The organism is Paraburkholderia tropica (assembly GCF_914484835.1).
In the GTDB taxonomy this organism is placed as follows: Bacteria; Pseudomonadota; Gammaproteobacteria; order Burkholderiales; family Burkholderiaceae; genus Paraburkholderia; species Paraburkholderia tropica_A.
Genome location: NZ_CAJZAR010000062.1, coordinates 120,672 through 136,539 on the forward strand (window position 1 = coordinate 120,672; position 15,868 = coordinate 136,539).

The window sequence follows — 15,868 nt, forward strand, 5'->3', positions numbered from 1 at the left end:
GAACACAGACGACCCGCGCCAACCATTGAACGCCGCAGCAATAAGCGGCGCATGGCAGCAAGCCCCCGTGGCCCTTCGGCCCGGGGGCCGCATCACAATCGGAGACATCACATGCACCACGCGGTCAATGCCGCCGGACGCCTCGACCGGCTACCCGTTTCACGCTTTCACTGGAAGATACTCGGCCTCATCGCGGGCGGCGCGTTCCTCGACGCCTTCGACATCTATCTCGCCAACGGCGCGATGGCGTCGATGGTCAAGGACGGCTTCACCGACATGCGTCACGGCGCGCTGTTCGTCTCGTCGACGTTCATGGGCATGATGGTCGGCGCGTTCATCGCGGGCTGGCTCGGCGACCGGCTCGGGCGGCGCTATTCGTATCAGGTCAATCTCGCGGTGTTCGGGCTCGCTTCGATTGCCGCGTGCTTCGCGCCCAATATCGAATGGCTGATCGTGCTGCGCTTCATCATGGGCCTCGGCCTCGGCGCGGAGCTCGTGGTGGCCGCGGGCACGCTCGCGGAATTCGTGCCGCCCGCCACGCGCGGCAAGTGGGTCTCGCTGCTCGCGGTCATCACCAATAGCGGGTTGTTCGCGGCGCTCGCGGCGGGCTACTGGGTGATTCCGCATCTCGGCTGGCGCTATATGTTCGCGCTCGCGGGCGTGGGCGCGCTGGTCGTGTGGTTCCTGCGCCATCGCATGCCGGAGTCGCCGCGCTGGCTCGAATCGGTCGGCCGCTTCGAGGAAGCCGAAGCCACGCTCGCCGAAATCGAACAGGAAGTGCGCGCGCAAGTGGGCGAGCTGCCGCCCGTGCAACGCGCCGTCGATCTGCACAAGGGCAGCGTGCCGCTCAGCGCGCTGTTCGCCAAGGGCATGCGCGGCCGCATGCTGGTGGCGGCGCTCACGGCCATCGGCGTGAACGTGGGGCTGTACGGTTTCATCGCGTGGCTGCCGACGTTCTTCGTCGCGCAAGGTTTGTCGATCGTGAAGTCGCTCGGCTTCGTGTTCGTCATGTCGATCGGCTCGCCGGTCGGCGGACTGATCGGTTATTTCATCGCCGACCGGGTCGGACGCGCGCGCGGCATCGTGATCTCGTCGATCGTGAGCGTCGCGCTCGGCTGGCTCTACGTGACGCTGCGCGATCCCACCGTCATCATGCTCGTGGGCTTCTGCCTCGTGAGCGCGATCTACACCATCTGCACGCTCGGCCTGTTCGGCTACATTCCCGAACTCTTCCCGACCGAAATGCGCCTGCGCGGCACCGGCGTGGCGGGCACCTGCGGACGCGCCTCGTCGATCGCCACGCCGTGGCTCGCGCTGATGCTCTACGAGCGCTTCGGCGTCTCGGGCGTGATCGCGATGGTGACGGCGATACTCGCCGTGCTCTGCGTGGCGATTCTCGCGCTGCGCGTGGAAACGAGCCGCGCCGCGCTGGAGGATATCGCGGGCGATATGAGCAACGCGGATGAAAACCGCAGCGATACACCGGCCGTTTTCGCGCCGGAAAGCCGCTGATTCAAGGGCTTTTTGCGTCGCGCCGCGAAAGTGCTTTCCGTTCGTAAGGGACGGTAAGCGCTTTCGCAATCTCCCGCTTTCTGTCACAAAGGAAATGTCCCCGGACTGGGTACCATCCGCGCATTGCTTACAAACGGATCGCACCATGTCCGCATTTCGACGAACCCTTGCGCTGCTCACGATGTGCGTCGCGCTCGCCGGCCTGAATGGCTGCGCCACCGCCATCGGCAATATCGGTCTCGGTGTCGGGCTGGGCGTCGCGGGCACGGTCAGCGCAATCTATTGCGCGCTGGCTTGCTATCACTATTGATCCACGCAATCCCCGCTTGAGCGCAGGCTTTCGCAGCCTGCCCCGCCCGATCCAGGCGGACGCGCCGTGCAACGCGGGCGCGCCGCACTACCTCGAAGCCTGACCCTTCCCGCCATCCGCATTCGGCGTTCGGTTTTGCTCCGGCAAACGATCGCCGGCAGTCCCGCGCGTTTCTCCTCTTCCTGTGTCGCCGCGCCCGCGCGAATCTCCTGAAACGCCCACACCGAAGGCTTTTCGTAAGCCACGCGCGCTTTGACACACGCCTGCCTCACACAGTAAAATTATTTCATCACACGTTGAATATTGGCGCGGGTGCCCGCCACTCTCCCATACCGAATCCGATGGACAAGCTGGGCAGCATGAAGATGTTCGTTGGCGTCGCCGAAGCCGGCGGTTTCGCCAAGGCCGCAACGCGCGCCGCGCTCAGCACCGCGGCGGTGTCGCGCGCGATCATGGAACTGGAGGCGAGCCTGCAAACGCGCCTCTTCAATCGCACCACGCGCCAGATCTCGCTGACCGAAGCGGGCCGCCGCTATCTGGAACATTGCGAGCGCATTCTCAACGAGGTCGCGCTCGCCGACGCCGAAGCCATGGGCGCCGCCGCGCAACCGAATGGTCGCCTGCGCGTGCACGCCACCGCGAGCTTCGGCCAGCACTACCTCACGCCGCTGCTCGCGCGCTATACCCAGCAATTCGAAGACGTCTCCGTCGATCTCGTGCTCGCGCAGCGCACGCCCGATCTGCTTGAGGAGCGCTTCGACGTCGCCATCGTGGTCGCGCAGACGCTCAAGGATTCGTCGCTCGTTTCGCAGCGGCTCGGTACCTCGCGCTCGGTGCTGTGCGCCGCGCCGCAGTATCTCGCGCGGCGCGGCACGCCGCTCGAAATCGCCGATCTGGAACGGCATACATGCGTGCAGCTCACGCGCCAGGATCTGCCCGTGCTCGCATGGGAATTCGAAGGCGAGCGCGCGCAGCCGTTCCGTCCCACGCAGCAGGCGCCGCTCACTGTGAATATCGCGGAGGCGCTCGGCGAGGCCATCCGCGCGGGCATGGGCATCGGCATGTTGCCGATTCCCACGGCGCTGCAGGGCATGCGCGACGGCTCGCTCGTGCAGGTGCTGCCCAACGCGCGGCTCAAGCCGTTCAACGTGTTCGCGCTCTATGCGTCGCGCCAGTACCTCGATGCGAAGATCAGGACGCTCGTGGAATTTCTGCGCGACGCCGTGCCCCGCCGCGTGGCCGAGCACGAGCAGGAGCTTCAGGTGCTGGACGCGCGCTACGATCACGACGTGTTGTACGAGACGTAACGGCAATCACGCGTTTTCATCTGCGAGAAGCGTAGAAGGTGCTTTTCCTTCGCGCTTAATTGATAGCACTACGATACAAATCAGCGCGAGCGCCGATGCGCTCGGCTACATGCCCTGTCGCGATGCGCGTGGCGCTTCGTGAGCCGCGCGCTCACGCACAGCCGCCGCATGGACTTCATCGACTTCACCGATTTCACGCGAGCCGGATCTTCGGCTGCACCCAGCCGTTGATCCGCTCGGCGGTCCACAACAGCGTGGCCTTGCGCAAGCCGTGCAAGGACTGCTGATGGCGTCGATAGAGCATCGCGTGGCTCAGTTGCGCCACGCGTCCGCGAATGAAGCCGCCACGGAAAAAGCCGAAGCGCCCGAGCGTGCCGAACGCGTCGTAGTCGCTCAGCGAGACCAGCGCGCCGAAATCGCGGAAGGCGAAATCGGGCAGCGCTTTGCCCGCCAGCCAGCCCGGCAAATGACGCGCGAGATATTCCGCCTGCTGCGTCGCGACCTGCGCCGTGGGCGCGAGCGCGCGTTCGGCGCCGGCGGGCGTGTGGCTCGAACAATCGCCGAGCGCGAAGATGTGCTCGTCGCGGGTCGATTGCAGCGTCGGGCCGACCACGATCTGGTTCGCGCGATTGGTTTCCAGCCCGCCGATGCCGCTGAGCAATTCCGCCGCCTTCACGCCCGCCGCCCACACCATCAGATCGGCCTGCGCAAGCGCGCCGTCATCGTGGACGAAGCCGCCGGGACACGCCTCGGTCACGCGCGTGCCCGTCTTGACCGTGAAGCCGATCATCTCCAGTTGCTGCTGGCTCGACGCCGAAATGGCCGGCGGAAACGCGCCGAGAATGCGCGGCCCGCTTTCGAGCAACGTGAGTTGCAAACGTTCGCGCACCGAGGCGTCGCCGTATGCGCTCGCCACTTCGAGCAGGCGGCTCAGCTCGGCCGCCAGCTCCACGCCGGTCGCGCCGCCGCCGACGATCGCCACGCGCAGCGCCTCGTCGCGCGCCACGCTGCGAAACGCCCGCGCGCGCAGCGCTTCGTTGAAGATCTCGGCCTGCTTCTGGCTGTCGATGAAGTGACAGTGCTTCGCCACGCCCGGCACGCCGAAGTCGTTCGCGCGGCTGCCGAGCGCGAGCACCAGCATGTCGTACGCCACTTCGCGCGGCTCCAGCACGGTCGTGCCGTCCGGCATGGTGATCGCGCCCAGCTGCACGCGGCGGCGCTCGCGGTCGAGGCCGAGCATCTCGCCGGGCTCGTAGGCGTAACCGTGCTCGCTTGCATGGGCGAGGAAGATGACCTGCTGCTGCTGCACGTCGCGCGTACCGGCGGCGATGGTGTGCAGCATCGGCTTCCAGATATGCGTGGGGCTGCGGTCGATCAGCGTGACCTGCGCCTTGCCCGCACGCGCGAGCGTGTCGCCGAGCTTCGTTGCCAACACGATGCCGGCGATGCCGCCGCCCACGATCACAATACGAACCGGTTTCGACATTTTCAATTCAACGCGTGATGAATAAAGACCGATGGTAAACCCGCCCCGCGCCGTGTGTCAAACAGACGCGGACGCACAAGCCAACCAGAACGCAGACCCGAAGGCCGCGGCAACGCGCCCGTCGTGGGCTCTCGCGGCGACGCCGCCGCGCTCGGGTACACTCACGTCCATCGAAAATCATGGAATGCAGATCCGCATGAAAGAGAAGGCCACCGCATCGCAGACGCCCACGCCGATGAAGCGCGGCCGCGGGCGGCCGGCGCAGGACGCCTCGGTCGGCCCGGACGTCCTGCTGCGCAACGCGCGCAAGACCTTCGGCACGCGCGGCTACGAGGCCACCAGCGTGCGCGAGATCGCGCGCGAATCGGGCGTCGACCCGGCGCTGCTCGCGCATCACTTCGGCTCGAAAGAAGCCCTGTGGACGGCCGTGGTCGAGCAGATCGCCGAACACGCCGCGCCCATGATCGCGGCCACGGCGGCGTTGCGCGACTCGGACCTCGGCCCGAAGGCGCGCGTGGACCGCGCGCTGGAAATCTATATCGACAAGGTGTTCGATCAGCCCGACATCGGCCTGTTCTTCGCCACGGCCGCGACCGAGGAAGGCGCGCGTCTCGACCGTCTGGTCGAGCGTCTCGTGCGCCCGTTCCACGACGTCTTCGTGCCGCTGCTCGCCGAAGCCGCCCAGGCGGGCGTGCTCAAGGTGCAGGACGCCGAGATGCTGTTCTTCGTGCTGATGAACGGCATCAGCAAAACGGTGAGCTACGGGCATCTGCTGGCCGCGTTCTCGACGCTGCCCAATCATCCGAAGAAATTCAAACGCAGCGTGCTGGAGACGGCGCTCGCGCTGCTGTCGTAGGCGCGCGCGATACGCACAGACGCGCATCGACATGTGTGCGATGCCCAACGCACACATTCAGCTAGCGAGTCGCTCCAGACTGACTACAATGCTTGGGTGTCCTTCGCGCTTGCATCGCTCGCGCGACGCGGCGCAGGCAGTCCGCCCGGTATTTACCCCAGGCGCATCTCAGGTCGTGTGACGTTTCAATTCCTTCATTGGAGGCATGTCATGACGTGCCTGAACGAAAGGATTGTCGGCGCAATCATTTTTATGCTGAGCGGATATGCACTCGCGGACGGCATCGAGACCGATGCGCCCGTGGCCATGACGCTGGCGAACATCGCGCCCACCATGCCCATGGAAGTCGGTTCCTCGATTCCCGAACCGCAGCGCTACATTTATCGATACGAGATGGCGTATCAGAAGGCGCAAGGCGCGCCGCCCGATACGCAATTCGATAACTTCTATAGCGCGCAGATCGAGCACGAGTACCACTTCGCCGATGCCGCCGCCGCAGCGGGCGCAACGCCTGCGAACGCGCCAGGGCAACCCGCGCGGGCGTATCTGCACATGGGGCCGTCCACGGCGCCGCAACTCTCGATCATCCAGATACCCAACTCCACGCTCACGCTCGGCGCGCAGCCGCAGCGCCGTCTTTCGCTGATCGTCAACGACTGGGTGTTCTCCGGCACGGCGCGCATCGCCGTGCTGCGCTCGCACGATACCGGCGCGACGTTGACCGTGCGTCACGGGTTCTAGCGCAGCGCCACAGCAACGCCGCGCAACGCCGCGCCACGACCGAGCAACAACGGCGTTACGCCGAAGCCAGCGGCCCGTCGAACGACACGCGGTCGCGGCCGCCGCGCTTCGCCGCATAGAGCGCGGCATCGGCGAGACCGTAGGCCGTGTCGAAGTCGGTGCCCGCCGCGTTGTCGCTCACGCCGAAACTCGCGGTGATGCTGCGGCTCACCGGCTCCGGGAACGCGTGCGCCGCGATCGCCGCGCGCATGCGCTCGGCCAGATCGAGCGCATCGGCGATCTCGAAGCCCGGCAGCACCACCGTGAACTCCTCGCCGCCCACGCGGCCGATGATGCCGTGCTCGCCCATGATGCCGCGCAGGCAGTTGACGATGCCGAGAATCACCGCGTCGCCCGCCGGATGGCCGAAGTCGTCGTTGACCTTCTTGAAGTCGTCGATGTCGAGCAGGATCATCACCGCGCGATCGACGCGCAGCGCCTTGACGGTGCGCTCGATCACCGCGCTGCGATTGAACACGCCCGTGAGCGCGTCGTGCGTCGCGCGATAGTGCAACTGCTGCGTGAGCGCCTGCATCTCGCGCTCGGCGCGGTCGCTGCGCCCGATCAGGCGGCGCGTCTCGCGCATCAGACGCTCGTAGTGGCGGATCAGTTCGTCGAGCGCCTGGTGGTATGCCTGCGCGTCCGCATGCGGGTCCGCGCCGATCGCGCGCGCGCGTTCGAGCGCCTCGCTCTCGTTGCGGAACAGGTCCGGGGCCAGGCCGTGCGAAGCGTCGCGGCGATAGGTGGTGTCCACGCCCGCGGCCCTCAAGTCGCAACCGGACAATCGTTGAACTTGATCGCCGTGAAGTCGGTCTGCAACTCCTCGCCGAATTCGAGGATCGTCTCGTCTTCCTCGTCGCGATACCAGTTCACCTGCACCTGATTGCCCGCCGACGCGGCGCGGTCGAGCGCGTCGAACACGCTAAACAGCATCTTCGTGCTGGAGCTGTTGAAATACGTGAGCGTGACGTCGACCGTGATGGCGGCGTCCGTGCTCGCATCGAGCCACGCATTGAGCTGCTCGATGACAGGCGCGTAAAACGCGGCGGCATTCTCGGGATACGACTCGCCACGAAGCGAAAGCCATTGCTGATCGAAGCGGAAATCGATTTCCGGCGAAGTCGCCGTAGCGGCGATAAAGAGGTTTTCCATTCTGTAACCGGCCCTGGTCAGATGATGGTCTTGAGGCAAAACAGCGTGGTTTCCGGGTCGTCCTCGCGCGGATAGAACGCGAATTCGAGCGGCGCGCTCGCATCGCGCGCCATCGTCAGGAAACCCAGCCCCGCCCCCTTGCTCTCAGTCGGGGTGTCGGCTCGCAGCGACATCTTGTAGGCCTGCTTGATTTCCTCGATCGACATCGAGCGCAGCGGCTCCAGCTTCTCGCGCAGATCGTCGACGGCAACGGTCGCGATCGGATTCATGCACACCATCAGATGGCGCTCGCCTTCTGCGGAAATGCACATCGCGCCTTCGCGCACGGCGCCGCCCTGCTGCCAGTTTTCGGCGAGCGCATCGGACGAGTAATGCACGATGTTCTGCGAGAGTTCGATGAACGACGAGAAGATCTTGCGGCGCGTCGGCCCGCTCAGTCCGGCCACTTCCAGTTGCAGCTTCACGACCTCGCTCATGGCGGCCACGATGCTGTGGGAGAAATAGCCTTTGTGATAAAAAATCAGATTGCGCTGCCGCGCAACTTCAAAGAAGCAATGGTTCTGATCCAGAATTCCAGACATATTCGTGGATTGCCTTAAACACGTGCAAAGAAAAGTGTGACGTCGTCGCGGCGCGCCTGCGCGCCTTGCCATTTGCCGAGCGCGTCGAGCAACTGCGCCGATATCGCGGCGGGTGCATTCGCGCGCTCCGCGAGAATCAGTTCGAGCGTGCGGCGTTTGCCGAAGGCGATCTTGCGCGGGCCGCCGATCTGATCGGTCAGACCGTCGGTCGAAACGAACAGCAGACTGCCGCGCGGCACGTCCACCGTATGCAGTCCCCACGCGTAATCGGCGAGGCTGTCGACATAGCCCACGCCCATGCGGTCGCCCGCGATGCTTTCGAACGCCTCGGCGTCCGGCCGCAAAACATGCAGCGCCACGCGCGCGCCCGCAAACTGCAATTGCGCGCGGCTGGCGTCGTACCAGAAGAACGCGGCGTCGAGGCCGTCGTTCGATTGCGGCGCGTCGCCCACGCCGTTGATCTGCCCGAGCAGCGCCTTCACGTTGCGATTGACCGCCGCCAGCAGCGCCGACGGATCGCGCGGACCCAGTTGCTCCAGCGCCTGCGACAGCGACGCCGACGCGAGCAAGGTCATGAACGCGCCCGGCACGCCGTGGCCCGTGCAGTCGGCCACCGCGCCGAACCAGCCGTCGGCGAACGCGGCGAAGTGATAGAAGTCGCCGCCCACCACGTCGCGCGGTTCCCAGACCAGCGCCGCGTCGGGCAGCGTGCTGGAAAGCGTGTCGCGCGAAGCGCGCAACATGGCTTGCTGGATCACGCTCGCATACTCGATGCTCTGCATGATCTGGCGATTCTTCTCCGCCTGCATTTCCGCGACGATGCTCAACAGGCGCAGGCCGTTGCCCACGCCCAGGAAGCGGCCCTCGCGCGTGACGATGAAACCGTCCACGAGCGCCTTCTCGCCGACTTCGACGGTCTTGAACGTGAGCTCCTCGATGCTCATCTCCGCTTCGACGATCAAGGGCTCTTTGTCCATGAACGCGATGCAGCTTTTTTTATCGTATAGCTCGCGATGAAACGGCTTGCTCATTTGCGACAGGAAAATATCGCGATTGATCAGGCCGATGGGACGATCGTTTTCGATCACCGCGAGACTGGCCATGTCGCGCCTCGAATAGAAAATCTCCATCACAAGAGAATTCGAATCCGAAGCGTCGATGGCCGGTACGTCCTGTGCCAATTCCCCGGCGCTACGCGGACCTGCTGAAAGTCCCGGACGACGAAACTGCGCAAGCGCGGGATGCATGGCTATCCTTTTCGCTGAATAAGGAAAACCAGCACGCTAATGACTCTTTATGTCAGTTTCGTTACATTCGTCTGAGAAATAGCTCCAATCGACGCAATGATTCCGCGTTTGCATTCGACGGAATGCACGCTAACGTTTGCGCGTTTTTTCGTTGACCGAAGCGGGTAATTTTGACTGCATCGCGTACGCGGAGCCTTTTTCTCAGGGCTGAGATGCGGCGACGCTCGTCTGGCTGCTACGCGATGCGCGTCAATCCGACATGGCGCAGCCTGACTGGATTATTTCTGGAAATTGAATAAATCGCGCCGATTGGCAATGACGTTTCGCAGCGCGATCTATTCTAAAAATGCCAATGCGGCATCTGAATTCTTTATCGACGCCTTTTTATCGATGAATTAACAACTCATTTCCAGCATCGACACGCGATTGCGGCCTTCGAGCTTGGCCTGGTACATCGCGCGGTCGGCGGCGTCGAGCAAGATTTGCGCGGCGCTGCCCGCGTCGTCCGCGCGGGTTTCGGCGGCATCGGCACTCAGCGCGGAAACGCCGATCGACACACTCAGTTCGATGCGTGCGCCGTCTTCGCTCTGAACGACGATCGATCGCACCGCGCGGCGAATGCGTTCGGCCACCGTCAGCGCATCGGGAATATCGCATTGCAGCAGCGCGACGAACTCTTCTCCGCCGTAGCGCGAAATCGTGTCGCCGACACGCACGTGCTGGCGCAGCGCCGCGCCGATCGCCGCAAGCGCGTGATCGCCCACGGTGTGGCCGTGCACGTCGTTGATCTGCTTGAAGTGGTCGATGTCGATGAACAGGCACGAGATCGGCTCGGCGTGATGCGCCGCGCGATGCACGTCGTGATGCAGGCGCTCGTCGAAATAGTGCCGGTTCGACAGACCGGTCAGACGGTCGGTGATGCCGATCAGGCGCAGATGCTCGCGGTGCGCGACGTTGTCGAGACTCAGCGCCGCCACGTTCGCGAAGCGTTCGAGCAGATCGGTCGCCATGCTGGCCTCGTAGCGAAGCGGATCGCCGCTCGCGAGGCACAGATAGCCGAGCACGACATCGTGCGCGCGCAGCGGCAGCACGATCGCGCTGCCCTCATGTACGCGCGCGTCGATGAAGGTGTCGCGAATCGCGGCGTCGAGTTCGCTCGCCGGGCCGAGCCAGCAACGCGCGAACGCGGCCTGCGCGCCGCACAGACGCGCGAGCGCCGAGCCGTTGTCAGCGCCGGTTTTCAGGCACGATTGAGCCGCTTCGTGCGGCGCGTCGATCTCCAGCAATTCGCGCAGCAGCGGCTCGCGTTCGTCGATCCACAGACGCACCGACGCGAGCGCGAACACCGTCCGCAGCCGCACGAGCACGCCGTCGAGAAAGGTGGTCCAGTCTCGTGCGCCGATCAGTTGCAGTTCGACAGTTTGAAAACTTCGCAACGCGCGTTCGTTGCGCTGCACGGTTTCGATCAGCGTAGCCAGATCGCTTGTGGCGGGGGGCGCGGAGTCGGTCACAATGCACGCAGGAAAAGCCAAATATTTCTTATTACGGCAAGTTACGCCATAGCTTGAGCGATTCGCTCACGCGATTCTCGTTACGCCGCGTTTTTCGCGTCATGCGGCGGCGCAGGCGATCCCTTACAATGAGCCGCTTTCGGGCCGCTGCGCCGGGTCCGCCCGACGTTTTCCTGCCGTTTGCCCGACGTTTGCCGCTCGCTGCCTTTCTCCCGCCTCGCCATGAATCGTGATCTCGAACACGCGCTCGACGCCGCGCAACACCACGCCGCCGCCGGGCAAGTCGACGAAGCCGTGCGCCTCCTGCAAGACGTGCTGAACCAGGCGCCCGATCACGGCGAAGCGCTCGAAGGCCTCGGCTATCTTGCCGCGCGTCAGGGCGATCACGCACGCGCGGCCGACTATCTCATGCGTGCGTCGGCGAATATGACGATGTCGACGGAGCAATTGCATTTCGCCGCGCAGGTCTGCCAGCTCGCGCAACGTCACGCCGACGCGCTTGCGCTCTACGAACGTGCGCTCGAGCGCTCGCCGCATCACGCGGAATCGGTGCTCGGCGTGGCGATGGCGCTGATCCGTCTGGAGCAGCCGCAGCGCGCGCTCGCCACGATGGAGCAGCTCTGCAAATTGCAGCCGCGTTCGCCCGAAGCGCACTACAACCGCGGCACGCTGCTCGGCACGATGACGCGCTATGAAGAAGAACTCGACGCGTACCGGCACGCCATCGCGCTCAATCCGCGCTTCGTGCTCGCGCATGTGAACCTCGGCGTCGCGCTGCGCGATCTGGGCCGTTTCGACGAAGCGATGCAGCAGTTCAAGAAGGCGCTCAGCATCGATCCGAACGATGCGGGCGCGCGCACGAATCGCGCGCAGACCAATCTGCTGCGCGGCGAATTCGAACACGGCTGGCGCGAATACGAATGGCGCTGGCGCGACGGCAGCCAGGATCACGGCTTTCCGGCGCAAACGCTCTGGAGCGGCGCGCAGCCCATCGCGGGCAAGACGCTGTTCGTGCATCACGAACAGGGTTACGGCGACACGCTGCAATTCGTGCGTTTCGTCGATCGCCTGAGCGCGGCGGGCGCGCGTGTCGTGCTGCGCGTGCAGGACGCGCTGTTGCCGCTGCTGCGCGGCTATCGCGGCGCGGCCGAGGTGATCGGCGAACAGGACGCGGTGCCGCCATTCGATTATCACGTGCCGCTGTTGAGCTTGCCGTTCGTGCTGAAGCTGCGCGCCGCCGATCTCGCCGTGGCCACGCCGTATCTGGACGCGGACGCCACGCGCGCCGCGCAATGGGACGATGTGCTCGCGGCTGGCGATGGAAACCGCGATAACACGCCGCGTATCGGCATCGTCTGGTCGGGCAGCCGCACGCATCTGAACGACCGCAATCGTTCGATGACGCTCGAACAGCTTCTACCGCTCTTTAACGCCGACGCACGCTTTTTCGCGCTGCAACCGGATATCCGCGAAGGCGACCGCGACGCGCTCGCGCAACTGGAACAGCGCGGCGTGCTGCGCGATGTGTCGGCGCGGCTCACGAACTTCGCCGACACCGCCGCGTTCGTCACGAAGCTCGATCTCGTGATCAGCGTCGATACCGCCGTCGCGCATCTCGCGGGCGCGCTCGGCAAACCGGTGTGGGTGGCGCTGCCGTTCATGCCGGACTGGCGCTGGCAACTCGGGCGCAGCGATACGCCGTGGTACGCGAACGCGCGTCTGTTCCGCCAGGCGCGCCGCGACGACTGGTCGAACGTGGTCAGCGAGTTGCGCGCCGCGCTCGACGCCTGGCCGCGCGCCTGACATCACGTGAAGAAGCTCGCGCTCACGCGTGCAGCTTGAGGCCCTTCACGGCCTTGTCCACCGCCTTCTTCGGCCCGTGCAACGCGATGCCGACGAGATTCAGATTCTCCGCATCCTCGGCGCGAAACACCTCGCGATTCGCGGCGTCGTGGCCCGTCGAAAACATCGCGTGAACATAAGGCACGATCCGCACCTCGCGCGAGATCGCCTGACGATGCGCGGCCTGCAGGCCCGGCAGATCGGCGGCGAACACCATCATCGGCTGGCCGAGCATGCGGCCGTATTGACGCCCGGCGGCGTCTTCATAGGGCTCGCCCAGCGCGTCGGGCGCGGCGGCGGCCACACCGGTCGCGAGAAACGCGACCACATTGAGCTTTTGCCAGACGGCGAGATCGTCGCGCACGATCAGGGCGACTTTCGTATCGAACATGATTGCATCCAGAATGAACAAGCCGCCCATGATCGGCGACTCGCGCGCTTCAGTCTGGAACGTTTGTGCACATGTGCCGGTAGGCGGCGGGCGTCATGCGGTAGGCGCGGCGAAACCAGCGCCCGAGATGGCTCTGATCGGCGAAACCGACTTCCGCCGCGACCTGCGCGGGCGTGCGCCCCGCCGCCAGCAGACGGCGCGCGGCGCGCAGCCGCAAGCGCACCAGATACGCGTGCGGCGAGGTGCCGAACGCGCGCTGAAACAGCCGCGTGAGCCGGAAGCGGTCGATGCCCGCGATCTGCGCGAGGTCGTCGAGGCCGAGGTTGCCGTCCATGTGCGCGTGCAGCGCGTCGCGCACGCGCGCGATCGCGGGCGGCGCCGCGAGGCTCTCGGCTGAAGCCAGTGTCTCGCGCAGCTGGCCGCCCAGCAGCATCAGCAGGCGGTCGAGCGACTGGTCGCGCGCGAGGCGGCCCTCTTCGCCGTAGATCGCGAGAAAGGCCTGGCGGATCGATTCGACGAGCGCGCGGTCGTCCACGAGCGTCTGGCCGAACGCCGCTTCCACGCTGCCGAGGCCCGGCAGATCGAGACGCTGCGCCGCGTGCGCGACCCACGCCTGCGGCAGATAGAGCATCGCGTAGGTGAAGCCTTCGGTCTCGGGCGCGTGGCCGTCGTGCAGCGCGCCCGGTTCGATCAGGATCGCGCGGCCCGGCACGCTCGTGTGCAGCGCACGATGGCACTGGAAACGCTGCACGCCCTGCTCGGTGTAGCCGATCAACATGTCGTCGTGATCGTGCGGATCGTAGGCGTGGCCGCTGAAATGCGCGCGCAGGCCTTCGATGCCCGTCTCCGCGTCGCGGCGCGCGACGAGCCAGTTGCCGGGGCCGCGAGCCGGCGCGTTGCTGCTCGCGTTCGCGGTCGCGTCCTTCATGATCGTGCGTTGCTCCTCGTGTTGGCCGCGGGATGAGGCGACCAGTGTACGTCAGCCGCGCGCGGCGCTTCGGGCGCGCTTTCGTGTTACAGATCGCTTTCAGCGCGCCATGAGGCGGGAACTCCGCGCGCGGCGGGCCGGTCCGTCAAGGTATCGCATTTGCTCACTGAGAACGTTCACGTTCAACCGAAGCGAAATCATGCCGACGAATGCCTCCGATCACGACGCCGCCAACGCGCGGCCCAGCGCCAAGCTGCCCGCCCATCCGCACGACGCGCAAAACCCGCAAGCCGCACCGCGCGCGCCCGCTTCACCCGCCGGCGAGCATCCCGCGCCGCCCTGCACGCTCGTGATCTTCGGCGCGGGCGGCGACCTGACGAAACGCCTGCTGATGCCCGCGATCTACAACCTCGCCGTCGATGGCCTGCTCGACGGCGGCATGCAGATCATCGGCGTCAATCACGGCGAGCGCGCGACCGAAGCGTGGCGCGACGATCTGCACGACGCGCTCGCGCAATTCGCCGCCGACAAGGCCAGCACTTTTCACGCGGGCAAGCTCGACGACCGCGCGTGGGACTGGGTCGCGCAGCGCCTGCACTACATGGCGGGCGACTTCGAGGACGACGCGCCTTATCAACGCCTGGCTCAGCAGCTCGAAGGCCAGGCTTCCGGCAAACAACGCGGCAACGTGGTGTTCTATCTCGCCGTCGGCGCGCGCTTTTTCAAGCCGATCGTCGAGCGACTCGGCAAGGCGGGCCTGCTCAAGCAGGACGGCGGGCACGATAAGGGCAACGAGGGCAACGGCCCGTTCCGCCGCATCGTCATCGAAAAACCCTTTGGCAGCGACCTCGCCAGCGCGCGCGATCTGAACCGGCATCTGCTGCGTTTCGCGCGGGAATCGCAGATCTATCGCATCGATCATTTTCTCGGCAAGGACACCGTGCAGAGCATTCTCGCGGTGCGCTTCGCGAATGCGATGTTCGAGCCCATCTGGCGGCGCGAATATATCGACAGCGTGCAGATCACGGCGTCGGAAGTGATCGGCGTGGAAGGGCGCGGCAGTTTCTACGAGCCGACCGGCGCGTTCCGCGACATGGTGCCGAACCATCTGTTCCAGTTGCTCGGCATGATCGCGATGGAGCCGCCCAATTCGTTCGACGCGGAGTCGGTGCGCAACCGCAAGGCGGAAATTTTCGACGCGCTGCTGCCGCTCAAGCGCGGCGACGTGGTGTTCGGGCAATACGCGAAAGGTCCGGCGGGCGTGGCCTATCGCGACGAACCGAACGTGGCGAAGGACAGTACGACGCCCACGTATGCGGCCGCGCGCGTGCACATCGACAACTGGCGCTGGGCGGGCGTGCCGTTCTATCTGCGCACGGGCAAGCGGCTCGCGGCACGCCGCACGGAGATCTCGGTGCAGCTCAGGCAGGTGCCGTTCCGGCTGTTCCGCGACACGCCCGTCGATGCGCTCACGCCCAACGTGCTGACGCTGCGCATCGACCCGACGCACGGCACGCGCTTCGATTTCAACGTGAAAGTGCCGGGGCCGGTCATGCGCGTGGGCGCGGCGTATTCGTCGTTCGACTACAAGCAGTTTTTCGCGGAGCACGCCAACGTGGGCTACGAAACGCTGCTCTACGACTGCATGCTCGGCGACCAGACGCTGTTCCAGCGCGCCGACAGCATCGAATCGGCGTGGGCCGCCGTGGATGGCGTGCTGCATCCGCACGGCGCGCCGATTCCGGTGCACGACTATCCCGCAGGCAGCGCCGGTCCCGCCGAAGCCGACGCGCTGCTCGCGCGCGATGGCCGCGCCTGGCGCACGCTCGCGGCGGGCGATCCCATCAGCCCATAAACTCGACATATCGCACGCACGAACAACGGAGGCACGAGTGGCAACAGCACGAAAAACAACCACGAAGCAGGCGGCAAAGAAAGTCACAACGAAGGCGACAACGAAGCGCC

15 protein-coding genes are annotated in these 15,868 nt (G+C 65.5%); 7 read left to right on the forward strand and 8 right to left on the reverse strand.

Going from position 1 to position 15,868, the window contains the following annotated elements:
- Positions 1 to 111: 111 nt before the first annotated feature.
- The 3 genes from LDO54_RS21570 (at position 112) to LDO54_RS21580 (ending at position 3,129) form a co-directional block, all read left to right on the forward strand.
- Positions 112 to 1,512 (forward strand): MFS transporter, encoded by a 1,401-nt coding sequence (locus tag LDO54_RS21570; protein WP_224012693.1) that lies wholly within the window; start codon positions 112 to 114, stop codon positions 1,510 to 1,512.
- A gap of 145 nt (positions 1,513 to 1,657) precedes the next feature.
- The gene (locus LDO54_RS21575; RefSeq protein WP_224012694.1) at positions 1,658 to 1,822 is read left to right on the forward strand and encodes a hypothetical protein; all 165 of its coding nucleotides are present in this window, start codon (positions 1,658 to 1,660) and stop codon (positions 1,820 to 1,822) included.
- A gap of 341 nt (positions 1,823 to 2,163) precedes the next feature.
- Positions 2,164 to 3,129 (forward strand): LysR family transcriptional regulator, encoded by a 966-nt coding sequence (locus tag LDO54_RS21580; protein WP_224012695.1) that lies wholly within the window; start codon positions 2,164 to 2,166, stop codon positions 3,127 to 3,129.
- Between the two features lie 193 nt (positions 3,130 to 3,322).
- Here the strand turns inward: LDO54_RS21580 and LDO54_RS21585 are convergent, their stop codons facing one another.
- Positions 3,323 to 4,615 (reverse strand): NAD(P)/FAD-dependent oxidoreductase, encoded by a 1,293-nt coding sequence (locus LDO54_RS21585; protein ID WP_224012696.1) that lies wholly within the window; start codon positions 4,613 to 4,615, stop codon positions 3,323 to 3,325.
- 196 nt (positions 4,616 to 4,811) lie between these two features.
- Here LDO54_RS21585 and LDO54_RS21590 point away from each other — a divergent pair, with 196 nt between their 5' ends.
- Both LDO54_RS21590 and LDO54_RS21595 read left to right on the forward strand, forming a co-directional pair.
- On the forward strand, positions 4,812 to 5,471 hold the full coding sequence (locus LDO54_RS21590; protein WP_224012697.1) for a TetR/AcrR family transcriptional regulator: 660 nt from the start codon (positions 4,812 to 4,814) through the stop codon (positions 5,469 to 5,471).
- Positions 5,472 to 5,723: 252 nt separating this feature from the next.
- Entirely contained in the window at positions 5,724 to 6,212 is a 489-nt protein-coding gene (locus LDO54_RS21595) for a hypothetical protein (protein WP_224012698.1), read from the forward strand.
- Between the two features lie 55 nt (positions 6,213 to 6,267).
- Here LDO54_RS21595 and LDO54_RS21600 read toward each other — a convergent pair whose 3' ends face one another.
- The 5 genes from LDO54_RS21600 to LDO54_RS21620 all read right to left on the reverse strand — a co-directional run bounded on the left by LDO54_RS21600 (position 6,268) and on the right by LDO54_RS21620 (position 10,667).
- Positions 6,268 to 7,005, reverse strand: coding sequence for a GGDEF domain-containing protein (locus LDO54_RS21600; protein ID WP_224012699.1), 738 nt, complete (start codon positions 7,003 to 7,005; stop codon positions 6,268 to 6,270).
- An 11-nt stretch (positions 7,006 to 7,016) separates the two neighbouring features.
- A complete protein-coding gene (locus LDO54_RS21605; RefSeq protein ID WP_224012700.1) occupies positions 7,017 to 7,403 on the reverse strand; it encodes a DUF1987 domain-containing protein in 387 nt (128 codons plus the stop codon).
- A gap of 17 nt (positions 7,404 to 7,420) precedes the next feature.
- Positions 7,421 to 7,984, reverse strand: a complete 564-nt coding sequence (locus tag LDO54_RS21610) for a SiaB family protein kinase (RefSeq protein ID WP_224012701.1) — start codon at positions 7,982 to 7,984, stop codon at positions 7,421 to 7,423.
- A gap of 14 nt (positions 7,985 to 7,998) precedes the next feature.
- A complete protein-coding gene (locus LDO54_RS21615; RefSeq protein WP_436975653.1) occupies positions 7,999 to 9,114 on the reverse strand; it encodes a SpoIIE family protein phosphatase in 1,116 nt (371 codons plus the stop codon).
- Between the two features lie 512 nt (positions 9,115 to 9,626).
- Positions 9,627 to 10,667, reverse strand: a complete 1,041-nt coding sequence (locus LDO54_RS21620) for a GGDEF domain-containing protein (protein ID WP_224012703.1) — start codon at positions 10,665 to 10,667, stop codon at positions 9,627 to 9,629.
- A 297-nt stretch (positions 10,668 to 10,964) separates the two neighbouring features.
- Here LDO54_RS21620 and LDO54_RS21625 point away from each other — a divergent pair, with 297 nt between their 5' ends.
- Positions 10,965 to 12,545: a tetratricopeptide repeat protein gene (locus tag LDO54_RS21625; RefSeq protein ID WP_224012704.1), complete on the forward strand. Its 1,581-nt coding sequence runs from the start codon at positions 10,965 to 10,967 to the stop codon at positions 12,543 to 12,545.
- A 22-nt stretch (positions 12,546 to 12,567) separates the two neighbouring features.
- Here the strand turns inward: LDO54_RS21625 and LDO54_RS21630 are convergent, their stop codons facing one another.
- The gene (locus LDO54_RS21630; RefSeq protein WP_224012705.1) at positions 12,568 to 12,975 is read right to left on the reverse strand and encodes a DUF2000 domain-containing protein; all 408 of its coding nucleotides are present in this window, start codon (positions 12,973 to 12,975) and stop codon (positions 12,568 to 12,570) included.
- Positions 12,976 to 13,024: 49 nt separating this feature from the next.
- Positions 13,025 to 13,903 (reverse strand): AraC family transcriptional regulator, encoded by an 879-nt coding sequence (locus LDO54_RS21635; RefSeq protein ID WP_224012706.1) that lies wholly within the window; start codon positions 13,901 to 13,903, stop codon positions 13,025 to 13,027.
- A 199-nt stretch (positions 13,904 to 14,102) separates the two neighbouring features.
- Between LDO54_RS21635 and zwf the strand changes: the two genes are divergently transcribed.
- Entirely contained in the window at positions 14,103 to 15,758 is a 1,656-nt protein-coding gene (gene zwf, locus LDO54_RS21640) for a glucose-6-phosphate dehydrogenase (protein ID WP_224012707.1), read from the forward strand.
- Positions 15,759 to 15,868: the final 110 nt, after the last annotated feature.

Excerpts from the sequence above, each read along its gene's own strand:
- LDO54_RS21570 (WP_224012693.1), top strand. The coding sequence starts at position 112 with ATGCACCACGCGGTCAATGCCGCCGGACGCCTCGACCGGCTACCCGTT.
- LDO54_RS21575 (WP_224012694.1), top strand. The coding sequence starts at position 1,658 with ATGTCCGCATTTCGACGAACCCTTGCGCTGCTCACGATGTGCGTCGCG.
- LDO54_RS21580 (WP_224012695.1), top strand. The coding sequence starts at position 2,164 with ATGGACAAGCTGGGCAGCATGAAGATGTTCGTTGGCGTCGCCGAAGCC.
- LDO54_RS21585 (WP_224012696.1), bottom strand. The coding sequence starts at position 4,615 with ATGTCGAAACCGGTTCGTATTGTGATCGTGGGCGGCGGCATCGCCGGC.
- LDO54_RS21590 (WP_224012697.1), top strand. The coding sequence starts at position 4,812 with ATGAAAGAGAAGGCCACCGCATCGCAGACGCCCACGCCGATGAAGCGC.
- LDO54_RS21595 (WP_224012698.1), top strand. The coding sequence starts at position 5,724 with ATGCTGAGCGGATATGCACTCGCGGACGGCATCGAGACCGATGCGCCC.
- LDO54_RS21605 (WP_224012700.1), bottom strand. The coding sequence starts at position 7,403 with ATGGAAAACCTCTTTATCGCCGCTACGGCGACTTCGCCGGAAATCGAT.
- LDO54_RS21610 (WP_224012701.1), bottom strand. The coding sequence starts at position 7,984 with ATGTCTGGAATTCTGGATCAGAACCATTGCTTCTTTGAAGTTGCGCGG.
- LDO54_RS21615 (WP_436975653.1), bottom strand. The coding sequence starts at position 9,114 with ATGGAGATTTTCTATTCGAGGCGCGACATGGCCAGTCTCGCGGTGATC.
- LDO54_RS21625 (WP_224012704.1), top strand. The coding sequence starts at position 10,965 with ATGAATCGTGATCTCGAACACGCGCTCGACGCCGCGCAACACCACGCC.
- LDO54_RS21630 (WP_224012705.1), bottom strand. The coding sequence starts at position 12,975 with ATGTTCGATACGAAAGTCGCCCTGATCGTGCGCGACGATCTCGCCGTC.
- LDO54_RS21635 (WP_224012706.1), bottom strand. The coding sequence starts at position 13,903 with ATGAAGGACGCGACCGCGAACGCGAGCAGCAACGCGCCGGCTCGCGGC.
- zwf (WP_224012707.1), top strand. The coding sequence starts at position 14,103 with ATGCCGACGAATGCCTCCGATCACGACGCCGCCAACGCGCGGCCCAGC.